The organism is Streptomyces sp. NPDC042102, from assembly GCF_055582305.1.
This window is the reverse complement of record NZ_JBVJDL010000024.1, coordinates 1-16,577: the sequence shown is the minus strand read 5'-3', so window position 1 is coordinate 16,577 and position 16,577 is coordinate 1. Positions and strand designations below refer to the sequence as shown.

Genomic DNA, 16,577 nt, shown 5'->3' with positions numbered 1-16,577 from the left:
GCACTGCACGGCAAGGAAGCGATGACACCGCCCCCAGCAGAGTGACACCTGATCGGAGGAACCCACCGCCGCACAACTCGAAGTTGTCCAGATAAGGACTCACGGGTGGACACCCTGATCCTCCTCGACCGCGACCCCGAACTCCTGGAAGCCGCCCAGGCCGCCCTGTGAACGACCCCGTACGCCCCACCCTCCGCGCCGCGTGGATCCTGGCCTGCCCGCTGCTCATCGCCGGGCTGACGCAGGTCGCGGTCAACATCGTCGACACCGTCATGCTCGCCCGCGTGTCCACCGACGCGCTCGGCGCCTTCGCGCTCGCCGCACCCGTGTACCTCGTCGCACTGATCGTCGTACGCGGCTGGGCCACGGCCGTCCAGGTCCGCGTGGCCCAATGCCACGGCGCCGGCCGGGGCGGGGACCTCGGGCGCGTGGTACGCACCGGGCTGATCACATCCGTGGCCGCCGGCGCGCTCATCGGCGCCGTCCTCTACGCCGTGGCGCCGCTCGCCCTGACGGCTCTGGGTGCGGCCGACGACGTCCTCGGGCCGGGGACCGCCTACTTGCGTGTGCTGGCGTTCGCCGTCCCGTTCGCCGCGATGTCCTTCACCCTCCAGGCTGCCTGCGCCGGCATCGGGGCCACCCGCGCGGCGATGTACACGGCGCTGCTCGTCAACCTGGTGAACCTCCCCCTCGGCCTGCTCCTCATCTTCCGCGCCGACCTCGGCGTCACCGGTGCCGCGCTCTCCACCTTCGCAGCCACGCTCGCCGGGACGGGCTACCTGCTCGTGTACTGCCGGACCCGGCTGCCGCGCCCCGCCGGGAAGTCCGGCGCCGACCGGGCCGAGACGGGAGAGCTGTGGCGCATCGGCTGGCCCGAGATGAGCACGCTGGGCATCGGCTACGTCAACGAGGCCCTCCTCGCCGGCTTCGCCGCCCGCATGAGCACATACGACCTCGCCGCCTACCGGATCGTGGACAACCTGACGCTCATCGTCTTCACCTTCCTCGGCTCCGCCTCCACAGCCGTCACCATCCTGGCCGGCCAGCAACTCGGCAGGGGCAGCACCGAAGGTGCCCGGGCCTGGCACCGGACGGGCATCAGGCTCCTGCTGCTCATGCTCGCCGTGCCGTCCGCGGTGGCGCTCGCCCTCGGTCCCGCCCTGCTGGGCTGGATCACCTCGGACCCCGTGGTCGCAGAGCGCGCCTGGGGCGCGACCCCCCTGGCCCTGCTCAGCATGGCGCCCCTGGCCGTCGGCATGTCGTACGCCGCTCTGCTCCGCGCGGCGGGAGACACCCGGGCCGTCCTGATCGCCTCCGTGACCAGCGACTACGTCCTGCTGATCCCGCTCGGCTGGATCCTCGGCATCCACGCCGGGCTCGGTCTGCCCGGCCTGTACCTGGCGTGGACCTCCTTCGGCGTCCTCTACTGCGCACTGCTCGTTCCACGGTACCGAAGCCGCTTCGTACGGGAGGACTCGGCGCGGGAGTCCGTACCGAAGACGCCGCAGGCGGACCATACCTGAGGCTGCGTCAGCGGCCGTGCCCCTGGTGCTGGGGATGGTTCACGGGTGGTTCGGGCAGCCAGTCGCGTACCGGGTCGTACTCCAGCCATCGGCTTCGGCGTGCTTCTGCGGCGCAGGCGGCGGTGAGGCCGTCCAGCCCCGGGTGTCCGTTGCCGGTGCGCCACAGCAGGGACCAGGCGTACAGCGGTGTGGGATCGGCCAGCGGGACGGAGCGCAGCCGGGGAACGTCCGGCAGGGGTACGTCGGCGGGCAGCAGCGAGAAGCGCCGCGGGTCTTCCGCGACCTCGGCGAGGAAGTGGGTGAGGCCCAGGTTGACGCTGGCCGCCCTGTCCCGGATGCCGAATCGCTCGGCGAACTGGTGGAGGAAGTCGAGGCGGTCCAGTGCACCGGGTGCCCACAGGACGCTGCCGCGCAGTTGGTCCGGCCTCAGTGCCGGTTCGGCTGCGAGCGGGTGGTCCGCGCTCAGCACGGCGTCCACCGGTTCGAGGCGGACAAGGCGGTGTGTCAGCCCCTCGTGCAGTGGGGGGTGGACCCGGCCGAAGGCGGCGTCGATGGAGCCGTCCAGGAGAGCCCCGGCCACCGCCGGCAGGTCCCGTCCGTGCCCCAGCACCAGGTCCCCGGCCTGTCCGGCGACCCGGGCCAGGGTCCGCGTCGGCGCGTAGAGATGCCCCCAGAGGTCCACGTGCAGAGGACGCCGCTCGCCGGTCACCGCCGCGACCGCGGCATCGGCGGCGGCCACCGTCTGCCGGGCCGACGGGAGGAACCGCTGTCCGGCCTCGGTGAGCTGCACCCCGTGGCTGCCGCGCTGGAACAGCACGGTGCCGAGCAGGGATTCCAGCCGCGCGATCCTCTTGGACAGCGCCTGCTGGGAGATTGCGAGGGTGCCGGCCGCACGGCCGAAGTGCAGTTCCTCGGCGGCGCGTACGAAGGCACGTACCTGCGCCACGTCAAGATCCACAGACCCACCCTAGCCAGGTCCAGGGGTGACAACCAGCGGTTGTCAGGGTCTCCTGCACGTTGTTGGATCACCAGGGGGCCGCCGAGGTTGCATTCTCGGCATGCAGAGACTGATCCCCACAGGGCAGGCGGCGCGTCCCGTTGCCTTCGCTGAAGTCCCCCAGCCCGTCCCGGAGCCCCATGAGGCGCTGATCAAGGTGGAGGCGTTCGCGCCGAACCGGGGCGAGACCTTCCTCCTCGAACGCCCCGGGCCCGGGCTGTTGCCCGGCAAGGACATCGCGGGGCTCGTCGTACAGCAGGCCACGGACGGCTCGGGCCCTGGCATCGGCACCCGCGTGGTCGGGCATCCGGCGCAGGGCGGCTGGGCCGAGTACGCCGCCGTGCCCACCCACTCCCTTGCGGCGCTCCCGGACGGCATCGACAGCGTACGGGCGGCGGCGCTTCCCCTGGCGGGGATCACCGCCCTGCGGCTGCTTCGGACGGCCGGTTCGCTCGCCGGCCGACGGGTGCTGCTGACCGGCGCCTCGGGCGGTGTCGGCCACTACGTCACCGAGCTGGCTGTCGGCGCCGGGGCCGAGCTGACCGCGGTAACGGCCACGCCGGCGCGTGGCGAGCGGCTCGCGGACCTGGGCGCGCAGGTGGTGCACGAGGTCGCGGCGGCGCGCGGACCGTTCGACGTAGTGCTGGAGTCCACCGGCGGGCCGGATCTGGCCCTCGCGCTCGCGAAGGTGCGCCCGGGCGGCACGCTCGTCTGGTTCGGCCAGGCCAGCCGCACCCCGGTGACCCTCGACTTCTTCGAGCTCCTCGGCGGGCCCGAGCGCGTCACGATCCGGCACTTCCACTACGCCGGCGCCCCGTACGGCCCCGATCTCACTGCGCTGGTGCGCCTGGTGGAGCAGGGCCGGCTGCACCCGGAGATCGACCGGATCGCCGACTGGGGCCAGACCGCCGCCATCCTGGTCGACCTGCGAGAGCGCCGCATCCGCGGTAAGGCAGTCTTGCTGACAGGAGGAGCACGATGAGCGCCGCCGAGTTCGCCGCCGCCCAGTGGACACGGGCCACGGGCGCGGGCGTGGACCCCCATGAGTACCGGCGCGTCACCGATGGCCTGACCAGCGTCGACGACTGGGAGCCGGCCTTCCTGCGTACCGGACGGGTCTACCTGGAGCGCGCGGAGAGCGCCGGATCGTCCGTCTCGGCGGGTGCGTACCTGCTGATGGCGGCCCGGTGGTTCCACCTCGCGACGCTGGCGCCGTACGCGGAGGCGGGCCGCGCCGCCGCTGCGGCGGACGAGGCCCTGGGCAGGGCGCTCGGTGTGCTGGAGCCCGGTGCGCGGCGGGTGAGCGGTGAGGGGTTCACCGGCTGGCTGCGCGGCCCCGCCGATGCGCCCGGGACCGTGGTCGTCGCCCCCGGCCTCGATTCGGCGAAGGAGGAGTTCCTCGATCTGGTGTCGGCGCTGCTGGCGAGGGGGCTGGCGGTGTTCGCGATGGACGGCCCCGGGCAGGGCGTGCTCGCGGCCACGACGGTTCTTCAGCCGGACTACGAGCAGGTCGTGGGCCGGGTCATCGACGCCCTCGGCGTCGCGCGCATCGGGCTCGCCGGTCTCAGTCTGGGAGGCTATTTCGCGGCCCGGACCGCGGCACTGGAGCCGCGCGTGGCGGCGGTCGCCACCGTGAGCGGCCCCTTCCGCCTCGACTGGGAGGAACTGCCCACGCCGGTACGGGACATCATGGCCCGGCGCGCGGGAGGCGCGGACGCGGCCCGCGAGTTCGCCCGGCACGTGGACCTTGCCGCCCTGGCCCCGCGCATCGCGGCACCACTGCTGGTCGTGGACGGCGGCCAGGACGTCATCCCCGGCGTGACGAACGGCGAGCCGCTGGCGCGCCTGGCACCGCGCGGCACCTACCTGTGCGTCCCGCACGGTGACCACCTCCTCGGCAACGCGCGGCCCGACTGGCCGGCTCGTCTCAGCGACCACTTCGCGCACGAACTGACGGGAGCAGGAACATGAACCGTTTCACCGGGAAGACCGCCCTCATCACCGGCGGCACCAGCGGCATGGGCCTGGCGACCGCGCACCGCCTTGTCACGGAGGGCGCCCAAGTCGTCGTCACCGGCCGCACCCGCGCACGGGTGAACTCCGCCGTCCAGGAGCTCGGCCCCCATGCCTCGGGGGTCGTGGCCGACGCCGCCGACCTCGGCGCGGTGCGTGCGCTGATGGAGACCGTCAAGAACCGGCACGGCCGGCTGGACAGTCTCTTCGCGAACGCGGGCACCGGCACGTTCCTGCCCTTCGAGGACATCACCGAGCCCGACTTCGACCACGCCGTCGACGTCAACTTCAAGGGGGTGTTCTTCACCGTCCAGGAGGCACTGCCGCTGCTGGTGGACGGCGGCTCGGTCGTCATCAACGCCTCGTGGACGCTCCACCGGGGCAACACCGTCCTCACCCTGTACTCGGCGACCAAGGCCGCCGTGCACAACCTGGCGCGGACCCTCGCCGCCACGCTCGCCCCGCGCGGCATCCGCGTCAACTCCGTCAGCCCCGGTTACATCGACACGCCGATGTACCCCTTCGCCGCGCTGAGCACGGCGCAGGCGCAGGCGCTGACCGGCCTGATCGCCGCCGGCCGCTTCGGGCGCCCGGAGGAGGTCGCGGCGGCCGTGGCCTTCCTCGCCTCGTCCGACGCGTCCTACGTCAACGGCCAGGACCTCGTCGTGGACGGCGGCCTGCTGGGAGCCGTACCCGCCTGACGGCAGGTCTGTCACGGGGCAGGTGAGTGCTTGTGGTGGGGGTCCAGCCGGAAGTCGGGACAGTTGCGGTTTTCACATGCGCTGGGACCCCACTCGGGAACGACCACCCCGAGGCTCTTGTGCCGGTGGGGTACGGCCGGCACGGGCTGCTTGCAGGTCGGACACGCGTACACTCTGGATTCAGGATTCATTTTGACCATTTTTTTACGATATGCCCCTACTGGCGCGGGGGGAAGTGGACCGTCATCCACCACAGGTACACCCGTCGGGACGGGCCTGCTGAGGCTGAGCACCACGGAAGCCGTGAGGACGACGACGATGACCGCGAGGCTGACCGGTGACGGGATCTCCGGGATGCTGGGGCTGATCATCTTGTGGGATGCCTGAAGGATGAGCTTGACGCCGATGAAGGCGAGAATGATCGCCAGGCCCTTGTTCAGGTAGTGGAAGCGGTCCAGGAGGCCGGCGAGCATGAAGTAGAGGGCCCGCAGACCAAGGATCGCGAACGCGTTGCTGGTGTAGACGATGAAGGCGTCATCGCTGACCGCGAGGACGGCCGGGACACTGTCGACGGCGAAGATCAGGTCGGCGGCCTCGATCGCGGCGACCACCGCGAGCAGCGGGGTCGCCATCCGTTTGCCAGCCTCCTTCACGAAGAACTTCGCCCCGGCGTACTCGTCGCGCACCGGGATGATCTTGCGGAGCATCCGTACGGCAAAGCTCTTGCCCGGGTCGAATTTCTCCTCCTCGCCGCTGAGGAGAGGAAGATCCCGCGGAAGACGAGGGCGCCGATGACGCCGAAGAACAGCACGCGGTGCTGGTAGGCGCGGGGCACCTTGAAGTACGCGAAGATCACGGCGAAGACGAACAGGTTGTCGACCGACAGGCTCTTCTCCAGCAGCCAGGCCGTCGTGTACTCGGTGCCGGCGGTGGTGCCGAGGACGAGGAAGACGACCGCGCCGAAGATCAGAGCGAGGCTCACCCACAGGCCGCTCCAGGCGGCTGCCTCCTTGAAGCGGATGACGTGCGCGGTGCGGTGGGACAGCAGGTCCACCGCCAGCGACACGACCACCGTCGCGGCGAACGCCCCCCACAGCCAGAGCGGGACCTCAAGCACGGCGAACACCCTCACCTCGGCCCGCGCGCCATACGCCGACCCTTATACAGCAGTGTCCGGCATCGCGCCCCCGGGAGCATGTGGAGCGGGTGGGGCCGTCCACCACCGCTTGTGATCGTCCGCACCGCTCCGCGATGCCTTCGCCGTCCCCGAGGGGCGGCGAAGGCATCCCGAGCGCGTCGGTCACGTCATGGCTATGCGGTCGGAACCCGGTTGAAGATCCGGCCGCCGAGGTCGATGCCGACGACGGCGCCGCCCGCGTCCCGGGAGAAGAAGCCCCGCTGCCCCCGCAGTCCACCGGCGATGACGATGAACTCGTCGCCGTCGCCGGGCAGCAGGCCCATGGCGGCCGGCTCGTAGTCCGCGGGCATCTCGAAGTCGGCCGCCTCGCGGATCTCCGGCTTGATCGCGGCCGCGATGGTCAGCCCGGCCACGTCGATGGCGACGGTGAGCGTCATGGCGTCGTTCTCGAAGGCCCCGACGACCTCCCGGGCCCGCGACTCGTCGTACGGCTGCGGCTCCGGGTCCTTGTCCACGACGCCGAGGTAGTGCTCCAGGGCCCAGCGGACAGCGGTCCGGTTGAAGGCGATGCCATCCGGGCCGGCGTTGGACATGGCCACGACGGCGAAGTTCCGCTCGGGCACGATCACCAACTCGACGAACTGGCCGTTGACCGAACCCCCGTGCTCGATCGTCCGCACGCCGTCCACGCCCCGCAGGAACCAGCAGATGCCGAAGCCGTCACCGAGGTTGCTGCCGCGCAGCTCGACCGTCTGCTCCCGCATCCCGTGCAGCACCTCGGTCGGCAGGAGCTCCTCGCCGTTCTCCGTACGCCCGTCGCCGAGCTGGAACCGCGCCCAGGCCAGGACGTCCACCGCCGAGGACGCGAGACCTCCTCCCGGGTTGTTGCCCCGGGTGAGCCGCCACTCCCTCGCGACGGCGAGGTTGCCGTCCTCGTCGGCGTTGTGGCCCACGGCGAACCGCCGGGTCATGACGTCGGCGGTGCCGAAGAAGCTGTTCGACAGCCCCAGCGGCTCGAACACGAGGGAGGCGATGGCCTGCTCGTACGTCAGACCCGTGACGTTCTCCAGGACGCGCCCGAGCAGGTTGTACGCGGCCTGGCTGTACGAGGCCCTGGCGCCGGGCTCGCCGATGAGCTCCAGCTCGGCCAGCCTCGCCACGAAGGCGGCCAGGGCGTCGTCACCGTCACCGGTGTCGACGATGATGTTCCAGCCCAGGCCCGAAGTGTGGTTGAGCAGGTTCATGACGGTGATGGCGTCGGCGGCCTTCTCCTCCGCGAGGACCAGCTCGGGCACGTACCGGCGCACCGGCGCGTCCAGTTCGATGCGGCCGTCGGCGACCAGCCGCATCAGCGCCACGGCCGTGAAGGTCTTCGTCGTGGAGCCCAGCTGGAACAGCGTGTCCTGGTCGACGGGCAGCGGGTTGTCGAGGCTGGTCACGCCGTGACTCGCGAAGGTCTCGCGGCCGTCCGCCCACACGCCCACGGTGACGCCCGGGACACCGGAATCCGTCGCGGCCCGCCCGACGAACTCGGCCAGCTCGGCCTGGGACTTCTCGGTGCTGACAGCGTTCATGAGGTACTCCTGATCGGGGTCGTCGTTCTCGATGGCCAGGACGATGCCGGGGCGTGTTGACAGACCGCCGACAGCACGCTGACAGCGGAGCGCTCCGCCTGTCAGCGCATTCCGCGGCATGTCGGCCCGCGACGAGACATGCGGTCAGCGCGGCGTCTGCTCCTGGTCAGTGGCTTGTCGGCAGGCGGGGCCATGGTGTGGACCGCCGAGAACGGCACGTACGGATGGGGAGGAACGATGGCGTACGCGATCCGGGCCGAAGGCCTGGTCAAGCGGTACGGGGACATGGTCGCGCTGAACGGTGTGGATCTGGAGGTGCCCGCCGGAACGGTGCTGGGGGTGCTGGGACCGAACGGGGCGGGCAAGACGACCACCGTGCGGATCCTGGCGACACTGCTGCGACCCGACGGCGGCCGGGCGGAAGTGGGCGGCCATGACGTGGTGAGGGATCCGGTGCGCGTACGGTCGCTGATCGGGCTCACCGGCCAGTACGCCTCGGTCGACGAGACCCTGTCGGGCCTGGAGAACCTCGTACTGCTGGGCCGCCTGCTCGACATGACGAAGCGGGGCGCCAAGGTGCGGGCGGCCGAACTGCTGGAGCGGTTCGAGCTCACCGAGGCCGCGACCCGCCCGATCTCCACGTTCTCCGGCGGTATGCGCCGCAGGCTCGACCTGGCCGCGAGCCTGGTCGGCCGGCCCCAGGTGCTGTACCTGGACGAGCCGACCACCGGCCTCGACCCGCACACGCGCAACGAGATGTGGGACGTGGTCCGCGCCCTGGTGGCGGACGGCTCCACGGTCCTGCTCACCACGCAGTACCTGGAAGAGGCCGACCAACTGGCCGACCGCATCAGCGTGATCGACCAGGGCCGGGTGGTGGCCGAGGGCAGGCCGGGCGAGCTGAAGCGCCGCATCGGCAGCCAGATCCTGCACGTACGGCCGAGCGTGCCGGCCGATGCGGACGCGGTGGCCCGGATCCTGGCCGAACTGACCGGCGCCGCACCGGCCCACGAGGTGAACACCGGCCTGCTCAGCGTGCCGACCACCGACCAGATGCTGCTGTCCGCCCTGGTCAGAAGGCTGGACAGCGCGGGTATCACGGCCGATGACCTCGGCCTGCGCCTGCCGAGCCTGGACGAGGTCTTCCTGGCGCTGACCCGCCAGCGTGCACCTCAGCCCCAGCCCCAGCAGGACACCCTTACCGGAAGGACCGCCGCGTGAGCGCCCACACCCTCGCCGCCCACGGCCACGGCCCGCTGAGGATCGGACCGGCCAAGGCCGCCCGGCACAGCCTGGCCCTCGCCGGACGCGGCGTCACCAAACTCCTCAAGTCGCCCGCGCAGCTCGTCGACGTCATCCTGACGCCGATCGTGTTCTTGCTGATGTTCGTCTACCTCTTCGGCGGCGCCATCGCCGGCGGTGACACCGACGGCTACTTGCGCATGATCACTCCGGGAATCATGGTGATGACCGTCTTCCAGGCCAGCATCGGCATCGGTGTCTCCCTCAACGCCGACGCGAGCACCGGCATGTTCGACCGGTTCCGCAGCATGCCCATCGCCCGTTCGGCTCCCCTGATCGGCGCCGTCCTGGCCGACTTCGTGCGGTACGTGGTCTGCCTCGGCACGCTGCTGGCCCTCGCCACGGTCATGGGCTACCGGATCGAGACCAATGCGGCGGCGGCCCTCGCCTCGGTCGCGCTGCTGATCGGCTTCGCGCTCTGCTTCTCCTGGATGTCCGTCTACATCAGCATGCTGGTCAAGACACCCGGTGCCGTGCAGGGCCTCATGACGGTCCTCGTCCTTCCGCTGACCTTCGCCAGCAACGTGTTCGTCCCGGCGCAGACCATGCCCGGCTGGCTGCGGGTCTGGTCGGACATCAACCCCGTCAGCCTGATGGCCGACACCACGCGAGGCCTGCTCAACGGCGGCGACGTCGCCGGACCCCTGGCCGGCGGCCTCGCCTGGATGGCGGCCGTGGTCGCGGTGTTCCTCCCGCTCGCGATGCGCGCGTACCGCAAGAGCACCGTCTGACCGAGCCCTTCCCCCCTCCCCCGGGCCGGCCCCGCCCCTCAGCCGGTCCGTTCGGTGAGGGCGAGACCGCCGCCGAGTTTCAGGAGCTCGGCCATGAACAGCTCGACCTGGGTGGTCATGCCCCGCAGGCCCCAGTACACCAGCAGAGCGCCGACGAACCGGTACGCCCGGTCCGCGTCCCCCGCGGCCACGGCCATGCGCAGGGCGAAGACCATGTTGTCGTGCTCGGCTTCGAACAGCCTGATCACGCACGGCTGCTGCTCGGTGCGCAGCAGCCGTGCGTACTCCTCGGCCAGCGCGATGAAGTAGTCGGCGAAGGGTGCGGCGAGATCGGCCCCGGAGGCCGCGTGCTCGGAGGCGGCGTAGGCACGCTCGGTCTCCAGCATCCGGTAGCGCGGCTCCTGGCCGCCGCAGACCTCCACGAGGGATTTTTCGACGAGGGAGTTCAGCAGGTAGAGGACGTCGCCGGCCGGCAGTGACTCGTCCGAGCAGATCGCTTCCAGCGCCTCCAGGGTGGCCCCGCCGGGGAAGAGGGACAGCCTGCGCGCCAGCACGCGCTCGGGCTCGTCCAGCAGGTCCCAGCTCCATTCGACGACGGCGCGCAGGGTGCGCTGGCGTGGCGGCGCGGTCCTGCTCCCGGAGGTCAGCAGTCTGAACCGGTCGTCGAGCCGCCTCGCGACCTGTTCGGCGCTCATCGCCCGCAGCCGGACGGCGGCCAGTTCCAGCGCCAGTGGCATCCCGTCCAGCCGCCAGCAGATCTCCACAACGGCGCCCACCGTGGACTCGTCGAGCACGAAGCCCGGCCGGACACTGGTGGCCCGGTCGACGAACAGACGCACCGCATCGGCCTCGACGGCCTCGGACGGACCGGGATCACCGGCCGGCAGGTCGAGCGGACCGAGATGGAACAGCACCTCCCCGGCGATCGCCAGGGGTTCCCTGCTGGTGGCGAGGATCCTCAGCCGCCGTTGCCGCTCCAGCAGCCGGTAGGCGAGATCCGCGATCGCGTCTACGAGATGCTCGCAGTTGTCCAGCATCAGCACCGCGTCGTCGTCATCGAGCAGTTCCGCCAGCCTGTCGACAGGTGTGCCCGTCTCCCCCACGCCGTAAGGCCCGCGGTCAGTGTCGGCGAGTACGGCAAGTACCGCGTCGGCGAGCTGGTCGCGCGCGCTCACCCCGGCCAGGGGTACGAACCACACCCGGCCGAACTGATGGGCCTGGTCCCGCGTCACCGCTTCGAGGGACAGTCGGGTCTTGCCCGAGCCGCCGGGGCCGACGATCGAGACCAAGCGGGAGGCGGCGAGGAGCCTGGCCACCTCACGCAATTCGGCCTCCCGTCCGACGAAGCTGGTCAGGTGCGTCGGGAGCCTGCCCGGTGCGGCCACGGGTGCGGCGGCGGGGCAGTCCGTCTCGCCGCGGAGCAGTGCGAGATGAACCTTGCGCGATTCGGCCGAGGGATCGACGCCGAGTTCCTCCCCCAGCCTGCACCGCAGTTGCTCGTAGACGGCCAGTGCCTCCGTCCGGCGTCCCACGGCCGCCAGCGCGCGCATCTGGAGTGCGGCCAGCCGCTCGTTCAGCGGATGGTCGGCCGCTGCCGCTCCGAGGTCCGCCAGCACCTGGGTGTGGCGGCCCAGCCGCAGCTCCGCGTCGAACCGGTCCTCGGCCACGCTCGCCCGCAGCCCGTTCAGCCTCGTCGCGGACAGCCTGGCGAACGGCGCTTCCAGTACGTCCGCCAGGGCCTCGCCTCGCCACAGCCCCAACGCCTGTCCGAGCAGGGACGCCGCCTCCTTGCCCCGGCCCGCGGTCAGCTCACGCCCACCCCGGACGGCCAGCTCTTCGAACCGGTGCACGTCCACGTCCTCGGCGCGCACCGAAAGCCGGTATCCGGCCGCCGTCAGCTCGACGGTTCCCGCCCTGCCCACCGCCTTGCGCAGACGCGACACCGAGGCCTGCAGGGCACTGGCCGCCCCGGCCGGTACGCGCTCCCCCCACAGGTCGTCGATGAGTGCGTCGGCGGACACCGGCCGGCCAGCCTCCAGGGCGAGCCGCGCCAGCACCATCCTCAGCCGGACACCGCCGACATCGAGCCGTGTCCCGTCATCGGCCCAGGCTTCGACCGGGCCAAGCAGGGTGATGCGCACCAGAGAATCCTTACGCCGGGTGGTCGGTGGCCTGCAACTACGTGTCCTGTCAGCCGGGTTGGGCCGACCTATGGCCTGAACTGTACAGAGCAGTTCATGTGAACTCAACTGATCAGTTCAGAAGCTGCTAGACTCTCTTCCGACCCGAGAAGGACGGAGTGGACGTGCGAGAGACCCCGCGGGTACCGGCGGGCGACCGGGCCGCCCGTAAGCGACAGGCGATCATCCGGTCCGCCCGAACGGCTTTCGTGCGGGACGGCTTCCGGGTGGGCATGGACACGATCGCTACCGAGGCCGGCGTCTCCAAGGTGACCGTCTACAACCACTTCGGCAGCAAGGAACAGCTGTTCCTGGCCGTTGTCGGGGACGCGCTCGAAGAAGCGCTCAGCGAAGCCGTCGAGGGCACGGCCGCGCGGCTGAAGAACAGGGACGACGTCCGCACCGCACTGGTGTGGACGGCACAGGCCTGGGTGAAGAGCATGACCCGGCCCGAGGTGGTGGCACTCCGCCAGCTGGTCGTCAACGAAGTCCGCCGCTTCCCCGAACTGGGCCAGGCCTGGAAGGAGCACGGGCCGGACCGGGCAAGGCCCTCGCTCGTCGAAACCTTCCAGCAACTCATCGCCGAAGACCGCCTCGACATGCCCGACATCGAGGTCGCCATCATCCAGTTCTACTCACTGGTGCTGTACCCGCACATCATCCACGCCGCCTACGGCATGACCCTGCCCCCGGAAACAACAGAAGCCCTCACCGTCACCGGGGTCGACATGTTCCTCGCCTACTACAAGTACCAGCCGCCGCTCGGCCGCCAACAGGATCACTGAAGCCCCTCGCCTCCCGCCAGCAGCGGAGGCGCGGCATTCGGCCCTCGCGACGCGCGACGATTCAGTGACCATATGTAATTTCGGAATGCTCCCACTCCCGCCCCGGCAGAGCGTGCCGAGGCACGTCGGCAGAGAGGTACCGATAAGGCGCATTCCGCGAAGTGACGACGAGGAGTCCCCGCCAGGCCGGTTCAGGCGGCGCTCGGCCTGGCGCCGACGGCTCGCCGTGCTGGCCATGGCCCCGCTGCTGGCCCTGGCATCCACCGCCGCGACCGCGCAGGGCGTGTGGGTGGCCATCCCCACGATTCCCACACCGCGCGTCGGCCTCGCCGGTGCGTCGGCGGACTGCCCCGAAGGGCTGACCGGTACCTGCGTGTACACGATCGGCGGCGCCGTCGCAGGGTCCAGGAACCAGGCGTACAGCCCCTCCGCCGGCACCTGGGCCACGCTGACGCCGCTGAAGACGCCGCGCAACGGCGCCGCCGCAACGACGGCTCCCTGCCCGGGCGGAGTGAGGGGCGACTGCGTGTACGCCGTCGGAGGGTCGGGCACCGACGCTTCCCCGACCACGATCGAGGCCTACACCCCGGTCAGCAACCTCTGGGTGACGCTGCCCTCCCTGCCCACACCGCACCAGAATCTGGGCGTGGCCGCAGCGCCGTGCCCCAAGAACACCAAGAACGCCTGTGTGTACGCCCTCGGGGGGATCCTCCCCAACGGCGACTTCACACCGGCGGCGGAGGCCTTCGCGATCGAAGGCGCGTACGCCAAGCCCAAGCCGGATCCGAAGCCCGACGCGAAGCCGAAGCCCGACCCGACGCCCGCCCCCGACCTCAACCCCAACGCTCCGGGCGGCGGCACCAGGCCTCCGGCAGTCAACCCTCCTGCCGACTCTCCGGTTACCCCGCCGGCTGCTGACCCCGAGGAAGACCTCGGCGGTGGCCGCGACGGAGAGCCCTGGACGGATGCGCCGGCGACCTCCCCCGCCAAGTAGCGCACCTCTGACAGCCCACTGCGGGCCGACGCCACCACGGCGCCGGCCCGAAGTGGCGCCGGGCCCGGAACGAGGCCCCACCCGGCAACTCAGGACTGCAAGCGGTCCAGTTCGCCGCCGATCGCCTCCCGCAACGGTCCGTGCTGCGGGCCGAGCTGGAACCGCTCCTCGCTCCAGCGCTCTCGCGGATAGAGCCAGACGGGCTTGCATACCAGATCGGCCGGCTCCCACTCGTACCGCGGCCACACGTGCGCGTGCAGGAAGCCGTCGGTATTGCCGAGGATCTCCAGATTCACCCGCCGGAAGGCCGGGTCCAAGCGACGGCAAGCTCGCTCGACGGCCTCGCCCAGCTTGTCCATCTCGGACAGGAAGCTGAGCCGCTTGGCCCTCGGAAGGTCCGACAGCCGCTGCACATCCGGTTCGTCCACCAAGAGGACCGAGTAGCCCGGCAGGAACTGCACGTCCCCGATCACCGCGAACCCCGCGCCCAAACGCCGTAGCACAGCAGGGTTCTCGCCCCTGAGCGCACTCCCGATCCGGTCCGTCCGCCAGTCATCAGTCATGCCGGAAACCTACCCGGCGACCCCGGCGCCGGGCGCGCCGCACTGCGCCGGACCCGGGAGCGGGATATCAAGGAGCGTGAAGGCCAGCGCGTGAAGGTGAGCGCGAGGCCCGACGGTCGCCCCCCACGGCTGAGGAGTACGTCTCGTGGAATTCGAGGTCAATGGCGTCCGGCGCGCGGTGGACGTGGACGATGACCCTGCCGCCGTGGAAGTGGTGCGCGACCGGCTGGGTCTGACCGGCACCAAGCTGGTCTGCGCAGGAGGGGTGTGCGGGGCCTGCACGATCCAGGTCGACGGTGAGCCGCGGGTGTCCTGCCTGACGCCGGCGGTCGTGCTGGCCGGTCGTCAGGTGACGACGGTGGAGGGCCTGTCCGGCCACCCGGTGGCACGTGCCTTCGCCGGCGAGGACGCCCTCCAGTGCGGCTACTGCACCCCGGGCTTCGTGGTCGAGGCCGCGGCGTTCTTCGAGCGGTGGCGGGCCTCGCACGGCCGTACCCGGCCGGGGCGGGAGCAGATCGCGGATGCGCTGGCGGGCCACCTGTGCCGGTGCGGCGCGTACGAGGGCATCTTCAGCGCGGTGGCCGCGGCCTGCGCAGGCACTTACGACACGCCGTCGACCGGCGGCGAGGCCCCGGCGGTCCCGCGCACCGAGGCCCCGCAGAAGGCCGACGGATCGGCCCGGTACACCACGGACCTGCGCCCCGAGGGACTGCTGGAAGGTGTGATCATCCGCTCGCCGCACGCGCATGCGCACGTACGCTCCCTGGAGGCCGGAGACCTCCCGCTGGTGCCGCTGCTGCCACCCGACGGCGTGGTGCGGTACGTCGGGCAGCCGGTGGCCGCCGTCGCGGCGCCGGACCGCGCCTCCGCGCGGGCGGCCGCCGCGCGGGTCACGGTGGACTACGAGGTACTGCCGGCGGCCCTGGACGCACGCCAGGCCCGGACCGGCGAGGGCCCGCTGGTCTACGAGGATAAGGCGGCGCGCAAGCGGGCGCCGGGATCCGGCGAGACCCCGCAGCTGGTGCCCGCCCGCTGGCGCGGGAACCTGCGGGGCCCGTCCGCCATGAACAAGCGCCGCGCCACCGCCGTGCGCCGGATCACCGAGGCCCGGAGCCGGAACCCCGAGCGGGTGGTGGAGGGCGAGTTCACCACCGCCGCGCAGACCCACACCCCGCTGGAACCGCACGCCTGCCTGGCCCAGTGGGTCGACGGCACCCTCCACCTGGACGTGTCCACACAGTCGGTGAAGCACACGGCCGAGCTCGCCGCCGAGCGCTTCGGTGTGCCCGTCGAACGGGTGGTGGCGCGGGCCGTCCACGTAGGCGGCGGCTTCGGCTGCAAGATGGGGCTGACCTCCGATGTCGTGGCCGCCGTGGAGCTGGCTCGGCTGCACGGGGCTCCCGTACGGGTGGTGCTGGACCGGGACGAGGAGCTCACCGACGGCGGATACCGGCCCGGCACCAGGATCCGGCTGGCGATGGCCGCGGACGCGGCGGGCGACCTGAGTGCGCTGGCCATGGACGCGGACACCGACGGCGGGGTCTCGGTGGGCGGCACCGTGGCGGCACTGGCCCGGTTCATGTACGGCAAGGCCCCGCGCCGGCTGCGCGACTTCGACACGGTCACCCACCGGCCGCCGGGCGCCCCGTTCCGCGGCCCGGGCGGACCCACGATGTGCTGGGCCCTGGAGCAGGCCGTCGACGAGATGGCCCACCGGCTGGGCCAGGACCCGATCGCCCTGCGCCGCCGCTGGGACGGCAACCCCAAACGGCGCGCCCTGTACGACTGGGCCGCGGCCCTTCCGGTCTGGTCCGGCCCGCGCGGCGGCACCGGGCGGTTCCGCCGGGGTGTCGGCGTCGCGGCGGCCAACTGGCTGTACTTCCTCGATCCCGTCACCGAGGTCGAGCTCACCGTCGAGGACGGGGTCGTCGTCGCCCGCTGCGCCGTGCAGGACATGGGCACGGGCTCGCGGACCGTGCTGACCAGTCCGTCCTTCAACCCGGCGCCGTCATCGCCGGACCGCTCGCCGAAACCCTGCGCGCCGACCAGCTCGATCAGGACGCACTGGACTGGCTG

General features: G+C 71.4%; 13 protein-coding genes and 1 pseudogene. 9 read left to right on the top strand and 5 right to left on the bottom strand.

What is annotated here, in order from left to right; genetic code table 11:
- The first annotated feature begins 167 nt into the window (after positions 1-167).
- A complete protein-coding gene (locus ACZ6KO_RS34845; RefSeq protein WP_469307994.1) occupies positions 168-1,523 on the top strand; it encodes an MATE family efflux transporter in 1,356 nt (451 codons plus the stop codon).
- Positions 1,524-1,530: 7 nt separating this feature from the next.
- Here the strand turns inward: ACZ6KO_RS34845 and ACZ6KO_RS34840 are convergent, their stop codons facing one another.
- A complete protein-coding gene (locus ACZ6KO_RS34840; protein ID WP_469307993.1) occupies positions 1,531-2,481 on the bottom strand; it encodes a LysR family transcriptional regulator in 951 nt (316 codons plus the stop codon).
- Positions 2,482-2,581: 100 nt separating this feature from the next.
- On the opposite strand from ACZ6KO_RS34840, the gene ACZ6KO_RS34835 reads away from it, so the two are divergent.
- Genes ACZ6KO_RS34835 through ACZ6KO_RS34825 form a run of 3 tightly spaced genes read left to right on the top strand, consistent with a single transcriptional unit; the run spans position 2,582 to position 5,234 of the window.
- Positions 2,582-3,502, top strand: coding sequence for a zinc-binding dehydrogenase (locus ACZ6KO_RS34835; protein WP_469307992.1), 921 nt, complete (start codon positions 2,582-2,584; stop codon positions 3,500-3,502).
- Complete coding sequence (locus tag ACZ6KO_RS34830) at positions 3,499-4,491, top strand: alpha/beta hydrolase family protein (protein WP_469307991.1); 993 nt, start codon at positions 3,499-3,501, stop codon at positions 4,489-4,491. The genes ACZ6KO_RS34835 and ACZ6KO_RS34830 overlap by 4 nt, the downstream gene beginning before the upstream one ends.
- Entirely contained in the window at positions 4,488-5,234 is a 747-nt protein-coding gene (locus tag ACZ6KO_RS34825; protein WP_469307990.1) for an SDR family NAD(P)-dependent oxidoreductase, read from the top strand. The genes ACZ6KO_RS34830 and ACZ6KO_RS34825 overlap by 4 nt, the downstream gene beginning before the upstream one ends.
- 272 nt (positions 5,235-5,506) lie before the next feature.
- On the opposite strand, the pseudogene ACZ6KO_RS34820 reads toward ACZ6KO_RS34825, so the two are convergent.
- Both ACZ6KO_RS34820 and ACZ6KO_RS34815 read right to left on the bottom strand, forming a co-directional pair.
- Positions 5,507-6,351 (bottom strand): annotated as a pseudogene (locus tag ACZ6KO_RS34820) (TerC family protein); the annotation flags it as partial.
- Positions 6,352-6,545: 194 nt separating this feature from the next.
- On the bottom strand, positions 6,546-7,946 hold the full coding sequence (locus tag ACZ6KO_RS34815) for a serine hydrolase domain-containing protein (protein ID WP_469307989.1): 1,401 nt from the start codon (positions 7,944-7,946) through the stop codon (positions 6,546-6,548).
- A gap of 237 nt (positions 7,947-8,183) precedes the next feature.
- Here ACZ6KO_RS34815 and ACZ6KO_RS34810 point away from each other — a divergent pair, with 237 nt between their 5' ends.
- Together ACZ6KO_RS34810 and ACZ6KO_RS34805 are read left to right on the top strand one after the other, a co-directional pair.
- The gene (locus ACZ6KO_RS34810) at positions 8,184-9,167 is read left to right on the top strand and encodes an ATP-binding cassette domain-containing protein (protein WP_469307995.1); all 984 of its coding nucleotides are present in this window, start codon (positions 8,184-8,186) and stop codon (positions 9,165-9,167) included.
- Positions 9,164-9,979 carry an ABC transporter permease gene (locus tag ACZ6KO_RS34805; protein WP_469307988.1) on the top strand — a complete coding sequence of 272 codons (816 nt, stop codon included), beginning with the start codon at positions 9,164-9,166 and terminating at the stop codon, positions 9,977-9,979. The genes ACZ6KO_RS34810 and ACZ6KO_RS34805 overlap by 4 nt, the downstream gene beginning before the upstream one ends.
- Positions 9,980-10,017: 38 nt before the next feature.
- Here ACZ6KO_RS34805 and ACZ6KO_RS34800 read toward each other — a convergent pair whose 3' ends face one another.
- On the bottom strand, positions 10,018-12,120 hold the full coding sequence (locus tag ACZ6KO_RS34800; RefSeq protein ID WP_469307987.1) for an AfsR/SARP family transcriptional regulator: 2,103 nt from the start codon (positions 12,118-12,120) through the stop codon (positions 10,018-10,020).
- Positions 12,121-12,278: 158 nt separating this feature from the next.
- Between ACZ6KO_RS34800 and ACZ6KO_RS34795 the strand changes: the two genes are divergently transcribed.
- The gene (locus ACZ6KO_RS34795; RefSeq protein WP_469307986.1) at positions 12,279-12,944 is read left to right on the top strand and encodes a TetR/AcrR family transcriptional regulator; all 666 of its coding nucleotides are present in this window, start codon (positions 12,279-12,281) and stop codon (positions 12,942-12,944) included.
- A gap of 235 nt (positions 12,945-13,179) precedes the next feature.
- Complete coding sequence (locus ACZ6KO_RS34790; protein ID WP_469307985.1) at positions 13,180-13,938, top strand: Kelch repeat-containing protein; 759 nt, start codon at positions 13,180-13,182, stop codon at positions 13,936-13,938.
- A gap of 89 nt (positions 13,939-14,027) precedes the next feature.
- Here the strand turns inward: ACZ6KO_RS34790 and ACZ6KO_RS34785 are convergent, their stop codons facing one another.
- Positions 14,028-14,501 (bottom strand): HIT family protein, encoded by a 474-nt coding sequence (locus tag ACZ6KO_RS34785; protein ID WP_469307984.1) that lies wholly within the window; start codon positions 14,499-14,501, stop codon positions 14,028-14,030.
- Positions 14,502-14,646: 145 nt separating this feature from the next.
- On the opposite strand from ACZ6KO_RS34785, the gene ACZ6KO_RS34780 reads away from it, so the two are divergent.
- A partial coding sequence (locus tag ACZ6KO_RS34780) for a molybdopterin-dependent oxidoreductase (RefSeq protein WP_469307983.1) occupies positions 14,647-16,577 on the top strand: 1,931 nt, incomplete at its 3' end.